Source organism: Mesorhizobium sp. M7A.F.Ca.ET.027.02.1.1, assembly GCF_004022985.1.
GTDB lineage: Bacteria > Pseudomonadota > Alphaproteobacteria > Rhizobiales > Rhizobiaceae > Mesorhizobium.
In genome coordinates this window covers 1-10,711 of sequence record NZ_RZOL01000206.1, presented here as the reverse complement: position 1 = coordinate 10,711, position 10,711 = coordinate 1, and the positions used below count along the sequence as shown (strand labels likewise).

Annotated in this window: 12 protein-coding genes, 1 other RNA gene and 1 pseudogene; 10 read left to right on the top strand and 4 right to left on the bottom strand. The window is 62.7% G+C overall.

Annotated features, from left to right (window positions below):
- The coding region (locus EN749_RS21335; RefSeq protein WP_128363903.1) for an MFS transporter at positions 1-927 on the top strand (927 nt) is incomplete at its 5' end.
- A gap of 61 nt (positions 928-988) precedes the next feature.
- Here the strand turns inward: EN749_RS21335 and EN749_RS21330 are convergent.
- Both EN749_RS21330 and ssrA read right to left on the bottom strand, forming a co-directional pair.
- Positions 989-1,545 (bottom strand): annotated as a pseudogene (locus tag EN749_RS21330) (AAA family ATPase).
- Between the two features lie 114 nt (positions 1,546-1,659).
- Positions 1,660-2,019, bottom strand: a transfer-messenger RNA (tmRNA) gene (ssrA, locus tag EN749_RS21325).
- A 170-nt stretch (positions 2,020-2,189) separates the two neighbouring features.
- Here ssrA and EN749_RS21320 point away from each other — a divergent pair.
- Both EN749_RS21320 and EN749_RS21315 read left to right on the top strand, forming a co-directional pair.
- Positions 2,190-2,501: a DUF2853 family protein gene (locus EN749_RS21320; RefSeq protein ID WP_023813086.1), complete on the top strand. Its 312-nt coding sequence runs from the start codon at positions 2,190-2,192 to the stop codon at positions 2,499-2,501.
- Between the two features lie 157 nt (positions 2,502-2,658).
- Entirely contained in the window at positions 2,659-3,453 is a 795-nt protein-coding gene (locus EN749_RS21315) for a thymidylate synthase (protein ID WP_027160597.1), read from the top strand.
- Between the two features lie 11 nt (positions 3,454-3,464).
- Here the strand turns inward: EN749_RS21315 and EN749_RS21310 are convergent, their stop codons facing one another.
- The gene (locus EN749_RS21310) at positions 3,465-3,674 is read right to left on the bottom strand and encodes a molybdopterin-binding protein (RefSeq protein WP_128363902.1); all 210 of its coding nucleotides are present in this window, start codon (positions 3,672-3,674) and stop codon (positions 3,465-3,467) included.
- A gap of 160 nt (positions 3,675-3,834) precedes the next feature.
- Here EN749_RS21310 and modA point away from each other — a divergent pair, with 160 nt between their 5' ends.
- From modA to EN749_RS21290, 4 genes are all read left to right on the top strand, one after another.
- Positions 3,835-4,629: a molybdate ABC transporter substrate-binding protein gene (modA, locus tag EN749_RS21305; RefSeq protein WP_128363901.1), complete on the top strand. Its 795-nt coding sequence runs from the start codon at positions 3,835-3,837 to the stop codon at positions 4,627-4,629.
- Between the two features lie 15 nt (positions 4,630-4,644).
- On the top strand, positions 4,645-5,349 hold the full coding sequence (gene modB, locus EN749_RS21300; protein WP_127293102.1) for a molybdate ABC transporter permease subunit: 705 nt from the start codon (positions 4,645-4,647) through the stop codon (positions 5,347-5,349).
- Positions 5,346-6,458, top strand: coding sequence for a molybdenum ABC transporter ATP-binding protein (modC, locus tag EN749_RS21295; protein WP_128363900.1), 1,113 nt, complete (start codon positions 5,346-5,348; stop codon positions 6,456-6,458). Before modB ends, modC begins: the two co-directional genes overlap by 4 nt.
- 80 nt (positions 6,459-6,538) lie before the next feature.
- On the top strand, positions 6,539-6,880 hold the full coding sequence (locus EN749_RS21290; RefSeq protein ID WP_127271788.1) for a winged helix-turn-helix domain-containing protein: 342 nt from the start codon (positions 6,539-6,541) through the stop codon (positions 6,878-6,880).
- A gap of 59 nt (positions 6,881-6,939) precedes the next feature.
- On the opposite strand, the gene cobF is transcribed toward EN749_RS21290, so the two are convergent.
- Complete coding sequence (gene cobF, locus EN749_RS21280; protein WP_128363898.1) at positions 6,940-7,725, bottom strand: precorrin-6A synthase (deacetylating); 786 nt, start codon at positions 7,723-7,725, stop codon at positions 6,940-6,942.
- 131 nt (positions 7,726-7,856) lie between these two features.
- Between cobF and EN749_RS21275 the strand changes: the two genes are divergently transcribed.
- The 3 genes from EN749_RS21275 (at position 7,857) to hflK (ending at position 10,666) form a co-directional block, all read left to right on the top strand.
- Positions 7,857-8,858 (top strand): DUF4424 domain-containing protein, encoded by a 1,002-nt coding sequence (locus EN749_RS21275; protein WP_127398801.1) that lies wholly within the window; start codon positions 7,857-7,859, stop codon positions 8,856-8,858.
- Positions 8,858-9,376, top strand: coding sequence for a dihydrofolate reductase (locus tag EN749_RS21270; protein ID WP_128363897.1), 519 nt, complete (start codon positions 8,858-8,860; stop codon positions 9,374-9,376). Before EN749_RS21275 ends, EN749_RS21270 begins: the two co-directional genes overlap by 1 nt.
- 168 nt (positions 9,377-9,544) lie before the next feature.
- The gene (hflK, locus tag EN749_RS21265; RefSeq protein ID WP_128363896.1) at positions 9,545-10,666 is read left to right on the top strand and encodes an FtsH protease activity modulator HflK; all 1,122 of its coding nucleotides are present in this window, start codon (positions 9,545-9,547) and stop codon (positions 10,664-10,666) included.
- Positions 10,667-10,711 lie beyond the last annotated feature (45 nt).

Sequence of the window (10,711 nt, the reverse complement as noted above, 5' to 3'; positions counted from 1 at the left end):
ACAGTCGAATGGCTGATCGCTTTCCGTTTCCTGCAAGGGCTTGGCGCCAGCGCCGGCATGGCCGTTCCGCGTGCCATCGTGCGCGACCTGCATACCGGCAATGAGGCCGCCAAGCTGATGTCCTTGCTGATGCTGGTGTTCTCGGTGTCGCCGATCCTGGCGCCGCTGACCGGCAGCGTGATCATTGAGAGTTTCGGCTGGCGCGCCGTGTTCTGGACGGTGACCGGTGCGGCCGCCCTTGCCACGGTGCTGCTCGCAACCTCGCTCAAGGAGACGCGGCCGGCTGAAGAACGCGTCGGTTCCTCCTTCGGAACCGCGCTTGCCGGCTATCGCTTCCTGATGGGCGACCGCAATTTCCTTGGCCTGGTGGCGATCGCCGGCTTCGGCATTGCGAGCTTCTTCGTCTATCTGTCGAGCTCGTCCTTCATTCTGATCGACCATTACGGGCTGTCGCCTTCGGTCTACAGCGTGTTCTTCTCGATCAATGCGGTGGCTTTCATCGGCATGTCGCAGCTGACCGGGCTGCTGGCCGAGCGTTTTGGGCTGCGCCGCGTGGTGCGTGTCGCGGTGACCGGCTATGCCTCGACGATGGTGGTGCTGTTGGCGATCATGGCGACGGGCGTCGACCGGCTCGACGTGATGGCGGCCCTGCTGTTCGTCGGCTACGGCTTCCTCGGCCTGGTCATCCCGACCACCTCGGTGCTGGCCATGGAAGAGCATGGCGAGATCGCCGGCACGGCGTCGGCGCTGATGGGCACGCTGCACTTCGCCATCGGTGCGCTCGCCATGGGCGTTGCCGGCGTGTTCTTCGACGGCACGCCGCTGCCGATGGTGGCCGGCATCACGCTCTGTGCGGTGATTTCCTTCACGCTGGCCAAGGTCACGCTCGGCCGCTCGCGCGAGGTTGCCGAGGCACCGGCGGAATAAGCAACCAAAACAAATGAAAAAAGGCCGGGGTTCATCCCGGCCTTTTTCACGCCAATCCTGTTCACGCCAATCCTGTCTCGGCCAGCACGAAGCGCAGCCGCGCCTCGACGGATGCCAGCGGCAACGGAATCATCTCATAGCCCAGTTCCGTGTAGACGCCGACCAGCGCATGGTGGGTGCGCTCGGCCTCGTCGAGCGTCTGCTTGCGCTCTTCATCCTGCGCGAAGATCTCCGGCCATAGCGGGGCGACGAAGACGCGCTGATGGTAGCGGAAGCGCCCGGCGGCAGCGTTGGCGTGTTCGGGTACCGGCAGGCCGCTCAGCCTGAGATAGCCGAGCGTGTCCGGAACGCCACGATCAAAGAAAACAGGACGCCCGGTCTGTTCTTGCGCGATTTGATACGAGCGCATCTCCCATGACAGCATCAACTCCGCAAACAGCGCGCGATCGCGCCAGGGCAAAGCGGGTCCGCCTATATCTGAGACTGGTGGCGGATGATGCCGCGCCCGGCTTCCACCGAGGTGGAAAAGCCTGCGTGGCGCAGCGCTTCGATCAAGGTGGTCTTGCCGGAGCCGGGGCCGCCGGTCAGCACGAAGAATCGATCGGAATCGTTTTGCATGTTTTGTCCGTGGAGAGGTGGCACGCGGCAGGGCGGCTTCGCGGCCCGAGGGCGTGCGAAGTTGGCCGGCGGGAGCTGCCGTTGTGCGTAACGCATGTTGAGGAGGAGGGGAGAAGTGGAGGTTTCTGTTGCCAGGTACCTCCGAACCCCGCCTAGAAGTGCGAACCTCTAGGGCTTGATTTGAAGCTATCGCACCGCTTACGCGGCGAGACGTGCTTCCGCATAGTTGTCATTTGCAACTACAGGTTTAGCCCGATGACGGTGGTACCATGCCGGGCAAAAGTACGATCTTTACACCTTCGTCGATCCTATTTCGCCCCCAGCAAAAACCGCTCTGTCATCAGCAGCAGCTTTTGGTGGAGGCGCCGGGTACCGCCCCCGGGTCCGAACGGCTTATTTCATCGCCCATTTATCGCCATAGTCGGTCAAGCCGACAGACTGAATATAGGGGGCCATCGCAAGAAATGGAAGGCCGCAATGGCACTTTGTCCCCCTGACAAAACCGCAAGTCCAAAGGGTTGACTTGGGCGCGGTCTCAACCGAAGCTTTGCCCCGGTGAGGAGTTACCGACCTAGCGCACATGTTGCAGCAGCGCGCCACAGCCCTCATCGATCGGATCCGTGGCGCCGACGAGGGGAATTTTGATGGCCGACTATCTTGCAGACGTGAAGAAATACGATGCCGGCGCCAGTGCTGATGCGGTTGAAAAGATCGTCAAGCACCTGGGCATCGCGCTCAGGAACCGCGATTCCTCGCTGGTATCCTGCACCGACCCGAAGGAACTCGGGCGTGTCAGGGACAATTGGGTCGCCAAGAAACTCGGCATCAGCGACGCAGCGAAGGCCGATGCGTCAATCGAGAAGACTTGCAAGGCAATGGCTGCCGACAACACCAAGAGCCGAGTGACTTTTTACTACCTGGTTGCGAAGGACCTGGGTAAGCTCGGTTCCCTCTGACGATTGCGCGTCATTTGCAGGGCTGGCGCGGTCTAGGCGCCAGCCGGTGATGTTGTTGGGGACTGGCTGGCTTAGGGCTGGGCTTGCGCTGCTTTGTGGTGTTCGACCGCCCGTCTGTAAGTTATGATGGCTGGACAACCGAATCGAGCCGGAACCGATGCGCCAGTATCTCGACCTCCTGCAGCACGTGCTGGACAATGGCGCCGATCGCGGCGACCGCACCGGCACCGGAACGCGCTCCGTCTTCGGCTACCAGATGCGTTTCGACCTGGCGCGCGGCTTTCCCGTCACCACGACCAAGAAGCTGCATCTCAAGTCGATCATCCATGAGCTTCTGTGGTTCCTGGCTGGCGACACCAACATCAAATACCTCACCGATAACGGCGTTTCGATCTGGGACGAATGGGCCGACGAGAATGGCGATCTCGGCCCGGTCTACGGCAAGCAATGGCGCTCCTGGCCGGATGGCCATGGCGGCTCGATCGACCAGATCGCTAATCTTCTCAAGGAGATACGCAAAAATCCTCAATCGCGGCGGCTGATCGTTTCGGCATGGAACCCAGCCGAGGTGGAAGCGATGGCGCTGCCGCCCTGCCACTGCCTTTTCCAGTTCTATGTTTCGGAAGGGCGGCTTTCCTGCCAACTCTACCAGCGTTCCGCCGATATCTTTCTTGGCGTGCCGTTCAACATCGCGTCCTATGCCCTGCTGACCTTGATGGTGGCGCAGGTCACCGGGCTGAAACCCGGCGATTTCGTCCACACGCTCGGTGATGCGCATCTCTACTCGAACCATTTCGAGCAAGCACGCGAACAACTGCGGCGCACGCCGAAGGTGCTGCCGACGATGTGGATCAATCCGGAGGTGAAGGATCTGTTCGCCTTCCGCTTCGAGGATTTCCGGCTGGAAAACTACGTCGCCGATGCGTCGATCAAGGCGCCGATCGCGGTCTAAGGCCGCAAATTTCAGTCGATGCCGACCATCACGTCCCAGGCCTTGACCACGGCATAGGCCTGCTTGCCCTTTTCGAGCTTGAGATCGGCGACGGACTCGTTGGTGATCGAGGCGGTGACGATGGCGCCGCCACCGATGTCGATCCTGACATGCGAGGTGGTGGCTCCCTTGGCGATCTCGGCGATCGTTCCCTTGAGGATATTGCGGGCGCTGATCTTCATCGGAGTTTCCTTTCCAGGGTTTCTTTGCCGGTCTCATCAGAACAATCGGTGTCGTACAGACGCTTTCATGGGGCGCCGGGCCTTCCCTTGTTATATTCATACGGATATATCGGTTAGCAGGCTTCGAGCCGGCCGGATTTCAAACCAGGGAGAGTTTTCCATGACGCGCAAAGGTTTTGGATCGAGGGCGATCGCCATTGGCGGTTTGGCTGCGGCGCTGATGGCAGTCGTGCCGGCAGCGCATGCGGAAGACAAGGTGGTCGTGTTTGCCGCGGCCAGCCTCAAGGATGCGCTCGACGCGGTGAACAAGACCTGCCAGGCCGATGTCGGCGAAGCCGCGACCGTCTCCTATGCCGCAAGCTCGGCGCTGGCCAAGCAGATCGAGGGCGGGGCGCCTGCCGACGTCTTCATCTCGGCCGACCTCGACTGGATGAAATATCTCTCCGACAAGAAGCTGACCAAGCCGGACACCGAAGTGAAGCTGCTCGGCAATGAGATCGTGCTGGTGGCGCCGAAGGACTCGGCGGTCGACACCAGGATCGAGAAGGGTTTTGACCTCGCCAAGCTGATCGGCGACGGCAAGCTCGCCATGGGCGATTTCAAGGCGGTGCCGGCCGGCAAATACGGCAAGGCCGCACTTGAATCGCTCGGCGTCTGGTCCTCGGTCGAGGGCAAGGTGGCGCAGGCCGAAAACGTGCGCGCGGCGCTGAAGCTGGTTTCGACGGGCGAAGCCGCCCTTGGCATTGTCTATGCCACCGACGCGCATGCCGAAAAGAGCGTCAAGGTGGTCGGCACCTTCCCGGAGGATTCGCACCCGCCGATCATCTATCCGGTTGCCCAGACCACCGATTCGAAGGACAAGGATACGCCGGCTTTCCTGAAATGCCTGCAGTCGGCCAAGGCGGCCGCGCTGTTCAAGGATCAGGGATTTACCGTGCTCGCGCCGAGCAACTGAGTTCCAAGGGGCACTATGAACTGGCTGCTGGACCTCACTCCCGACGAATGGAATGCGGTTCGGCTGTCCATCAAGGTGGCAACGGTGGCGATGCTCGCCAGCCTGCCGCCGGGCATCTTGATTGCGCTGCTGCTTGCCCGGGGACAGTTCTGGGGCAAGACCGTTCTCAACGGGCTGGTACATCTGCCGCTGATCCTGCCGCCCGTGGTGACCGGTTATCTGCTGCTGCTGACCTTCGGCCGGCGCGGCCCGGCCGGCGCCTTCCTGGCCGAGCATTTCGGCATTGTCTTCTCCTTCCGCTGGACAGGTGCGGCGCTGGCCTGCGGCGTCATGGGCTTTCCCCTGATGGTGCGGGCGATCCGGCTGTCGATCGAGGCGGTGGACCGCAAGATGGAAGCGGCGGCGGGAACGCTCGGCGCCAATCCGCTCTGGGTGTTCGCCACCATCACGCTGCCCCTGATCCTGCCCGGGCTGATCGCCGGCGCCATCCTGGCCTTCGCCAAGGCGATGGGCGAGTTCGGCGCCACCATCACCTTCGTCTCCAACATTCCCAATGAGACGCAGACATTGCCGTCGGCGATCTACACCTTCACGCAGGTGCCGGGTGGCGATGAAGGGGCGCTCCGCCTGACGCTGATCTCCATCGTCATCTCCATGGCAGCACTTGTGGCTTCGGAGGTGCTGGCGCGGCGTGTCGGCCGGCGACTGGACATCGAATGAGCGTTCTCGTCGACATCAGTCATCGGCTGGGTGGTTTCGCCATCGACGCCCGCTTCGAAAGCGCCGGGCGGCTGACGGCGCTGTTCGGCGCGTCTGGGTCGGGCAAGACGACACTGATCAACATGATTGCCGGGCTGATCCGGCCCGACAGGGGACGCATCGAGGTCGACGGCCGTGTGCTGGTCGATACCGGTGCCGGCATTTTCGTGCCGAAGCACAAGCGCCGCATCGGCATGGTGTTCCAGGACGCACGGCTGTTTCCGCATTTGAGCGTTGCCGGCAATCTTCGCTACGGCCGCTGGTTCACGCCGCCGGCGGAGCGCTACGCCGATATCGATGCCGTCGTCGACCTGCTCGGCATCGGGCCGCTCATGAACAGGCGGCCGGCAAAGCTCTCGGGCGGCGAGAAACAGCGCGTGGCGATCGGCCGGGCATTGCTTGCCAGCCCCAGACTGCTGCTCATGGACGAACCGCTGGCCTCGCTCGACGAAGCGCGCAAGGCCGAAATCCTGCCCTATGTCGAACGGCTGCGCGACGAGACGAAAATCCCGATCGTCTATGTCAGTCATTCGGTCGCCGAAGTGGCGAGGCTGGCCAGCGATGTGGTGATGCTGGCACAGGGCAATGTCGTTGCCAGCGGGCCGACCGAGGCGGTGATGCAAAGGCTCGACCTGTTGCCGGCGGAGGAGCGCGGCGAGGGCGGCGCCGTGCTGGACACCAGGGTGCTGCATCACGACGAAACTTTCGGCATGACCGTGCTCGGCTCGGCCGCGGGCGAGCTCCGGGTGCCACAGCTGGCGATGAAGGCAGGTACGCCGGTGCGCATCCGTATTCGCGCCCGCGATGTGATGATCGCCACCGAAAAGCCGACGGGCCTCAGCGCGCTCAACATCCTGCCGGGGACCATTACCGCGATGAGCCCGGGCGAAGGGCCCGCGGTCGAGGTCGGTATCGACTGCAATGGCGCAATCGTGCTTGCCCGCATCACCGAACAGTCGCGGCAGGCGCTGAAGCTTCATCTTGGCGGCAAGGTTTTCGCGGTGATCAAGACGGTGAGCTTCGATCGGGCGAACACCGGCGCCGGCCTGCCCGCCGAGGCGGATGGATAATCCCGCTATGTCTTTTTGGAATAGCGGTTTCGCCAGGGAGCTTCTAGTATGGGGTTGGGTAGTGACCGCGGAGAGCAAAGATGCCGTCGCTGAGCTTGCGGATAAATCTCGATCCCGACGGGCGCGTCGGGCCGGGCAAGATCGAACTCCTGGAACAGATCGCCGCCTTCGGCTCCATCTCGGCCGCCGCTCGCGGCATGGAGATGTCCTATAAGCACGCCTGGGACCTGGTCGAGGACATGAACCGGGTATTCGGCAAGCCGCTGGTGGCGGCACAGACCGGCGGCCGCAAGGGCGGCGGCGCACAGTTGACGGCGGTCGGCCTGGCAGTGGTCAGCCGCTTCCGCGCCATCGAGCGCGCAGCCTCGGCCGCGGCGGCGGCGCATATGGAGGCATTGCAGGCGGAGATTGATGCGGGATGAGGCAGTAGGGCAGTAGGGCAGTAGGGCAGTAGGGCAGTAGGGCAGTAGGGCAGTAGGGCCTAATCCTCTGCGCTTGGCTTGCGAAGCAGGTAAGTGTCCATGATCCAGCCCTTTTTCCGGCGCGCTTCTTCACGGGTTCTCTCGATCTCGGCGCCGACATCACTGAGACGGCCAGAGATGAGAATCTCGTCTTCCGTGCCGAGATAGGCGCCCCAGTGGATGACGACATCCTTGTCGACAAGCGTGTTGAAGGCGCATTTGCCGTCGAGCAGGACGACCGCGCTGCCGGCATTGTCCGGCATGCCTTCCTCGGTGAGGCGGCGGCCGGTGGTGATGAGGACGGAATCGCCGATGCGGTTCAGCGCCATCTTGTGGCTGGCGGCAAGCGCCTGGACAGCGGTGATGCCGGGGATCACCTCAAGCTCGAACGCCACATTTCCTCGCAGGCGCACGCGCTCGAGGATGCGTAACGCGCTGTCATAGAGCGAAGGATCGCCCCAGATCAGGAAGGCGCCGCAGCCGTCGCCTGCAATCTCATCGCGGATCAGGCCTTCGTAAATGGCGGCGATGGCTTCGTGCCAGTCATCGACGGTCGCGCGGTAGGAGGGCTCCGGCCCATCTTCTACTGGCATGTCGCGCACCGGCACGTCGAATTCGACGCGGCGCGACTTCGGATTGGTGACGAAGCGGTCGCATATCCGGCGGCGCAGTTCGGCCAGTTCATTTTTTTTCGCACCCTTGTCGGGAATGAACAGCACATCCGCCTGGTTCAGGCGTGATATGGCCTGGACGGTCATGTGGTCGGGATTGCCGGCGCCGATGCCGATGACGAGAAGCTTGCGCATGGGCGAACTCCTGCCCGATCGGAACCTGTTAGTCCAGACCGCGCTGGCGCGCGTCCGCGGATGCGGAAGGGCTTTGAACGCCACATTGAAACCGCTAGGGTCCTGCAAGCATTCTGGCCGAGGTTGTTTCCATGTTGCGATATATTCTGACCGCCGTGCTGGCCCTGTCGTCCGCGCCCGCCTTCGCCAATGATTCGGTTGCCGAACTTGGCACCGGCGGCCTGATCCTGTCGCGCAGCGACGCCGTGTCGATGCAAAGCGAGGACCTCTTCATCTCGCCGGAAAAGGTGACGGTCGACTATGTCTTCCATAACAACACCGACAAGGATGTCGACGCAATCGTCGCCTTCCCGATGCCCGAAATATCGGGCAATCCCGAAGAAATCCCGGCGATTCCCGAAAACCAGAGCGACAATTTCCTCGGCTTCGAGGTGACGATCGACGGTGTTGCCGTCAAGCCGCAGTTGGAGCAGAAGGTGTTTGCGCTCGGCATCGACATCAGCGCCGAGTTGAAGGCGCAAAACGTGCCGTTCTATCCATTCGGCGATGCGGCGAAGGCGGCGCTGGCCAAGCTGCCGCAAGCGGTTGTCGATGACTGGGTCAACCGCGGCATCATCATCGAGGACACCGGCAGCGACGGCACCGAGACCACCAAGGTCTACACGCCGTTCTGGCAACTGCGTTCGACCTACTGGTGGCGCTCGACCTTTCCGGCCAACAAGGACGTCCATGTTTCCCACCACTATAAGCCGAGCGTCGGCGGCACGTCTTCAGTCAGCTTCTTCTACGACGGCAAATTCCAGGGACAGTATGCGGCCTACAAGGCCCGCTATTGCATGGATGGCACATTCGAAAATGCGGTGCGCAAGGCTGCCAAGGACGACCCTGACGGCTACCCCAAATATTTCGAGAACCGCATCGCCTATATCCTGACCACCGGCGGCAACTGGGCCACTGGCACGATCGGCAAGTTCAAGCTGACGATCGACAAGGGCAATCCGAAAGCCCTGGTCTCGTTCTGCGGCGACAATGTCAAAAAGACCGGACCGACGACATTCGAGATGACGGCGGATGATTTATACCCCGAGCGCGACATCGACATCCTGATCCTCGAGCCAACGGACGGCAATTGATGCACGTCGCAATCTACGTTGCCATCGCCGAGAACGGCGTGATCGGGCGGGACGGCGGGCTCCCGTGGCGGCTCTCCACCGATCTCAAGCGGTTCAGAGCCGATACGATGGGCAAGCCCATCATCATGGGCCGCAAGACCTATGAGGGCATCGGCCGGCCGCTGCCGGGCAGGTTGAACATCGTCGTCACCCGCGACAAGACCTGGCGCGCCGAGGGCGTCGAGGCGGCACATTCGCTCGAGGCCGCGATCCAACTGGCGACGGAGCGCGGGCGCCGCATGGCCGATGTGGACGAGGTGTGCGTCATCGGCGGCGGCGAAATCTATGTCCAGGCCATGCTGCTGGCCGATCGCCTGCATGTCACCCATGTGCTGGCAGCGGTCGACGGCGACGCGTATTTCCCGCCGATCGATCCTGATTCCTGGCACATTGTCAGCTCGCACGACGTCCCAGCCGGGGAAAAGGACAGCCACCCGACGCGTTATTCGGTCTACGAGCGGCGTCGAGAGAGACATTGAATGAAAAAAGGGGCATTGAAGGAAGACAAAGGGTCGCGACCGGACAAATCGGACGAAGTCGGCAGCGCATCGCGTTGAAAGCGCCTCGTGGCGTCCCTATAGAAGAACAATACTGGATTTTGCGCCGTAATACCGGCGCTTGAGGGAATTCCAAGCGAAAGGACATTCATGCCCTGGAACGACAAAAGCGGCGGTGGCGGCGGCCCATGGGGCGGCGGCAACAATCAGGGACCCTGGGGGCAGGGTCCAAAGGGACCCAGCGGGCCACAGGGCTCGCCTCCCGATCTCGAAGACATCATCCGCCGCGGCCAGGACCGGCTGCGGCGCGCTCTTCCGGGTGGCGGCGGCGCGAGCCCGGCTATCTTCGCGCTGATCGCGGCTGCACTTGTGGTGCTGTGGGCGTTCAAGGCGGTTTATACCGTGCAGCCCGACGAGGTCGCGGTCGAACTGCGCTTCGGCAAGCCGAAGACCGAACTGTCGCAGCCTGGCCTGCATTTCCATTGGTGGCCGCTCGAAACCGTCGAGACGGCCAAGATTTCCGAGCAGCTCGTCGATATCGGCGGCGGCGGCGCGACGAGTGGCAACACGTCCGGGCTGATGCTTACCGGCGACCAGAACATCGTCAACGTCCAGTTCTCGGTGGCCTATCAGGTCTCCGACCCGAGCGCGTATCTGTTCGATGTGTCCGATCCCGACGGTATGCTGCGGCAGGTAGCCGAAAGCGCCATGCGTGAAGCCGTCGGTCGCCGGCCGGCGCAGGACATCTTCCGCGACGACCGCCAGGGCATTGCCGCCTCGGTGCGTGAAATCATCCAGACGACGCTGGACGGCTACAAGGCCGGTCTCAACGTCAACGCCGTCTCGATCGAGGATGCGGCACCGCCACGCGAAGTGGCCGATGCGTTCGACGAAGTGCAGCGCGCCGAACAGGACGAGGACAAGTTCGTCGAGCAGGCCAACCAGTACTCCAACCAGAAGCTCGGCCAGGCGCGCGGCGAGGCCGCACAGATCCGCGAAGACGCGGCCGCCTACAAGAACCGGGTCGTGCAGGAAGCCGAGGGTGAGGCGCAGCGCTTCATCTCGGTCTATGACGAATATGCCAAGGCGCCCGATGTAACGCGCAAGCGCCTCTACCTGGAAACCATGGAGAAGGTTCTGAAGGATTCGAGCAAGGTCATCGTCGAGCAGGGCAACGGGCAAGGGGTCGTTCCCTATCTGCCGCTGCCGGCATTGCAACCGAAAGCGCCGGCACCCGCCGCGCCCAGTGGCGTTACGGGAGGTAACCAGTGATGGCCAACCGTCTTCCCATCATCGTCGTCGCAGCAGCGGTTATCC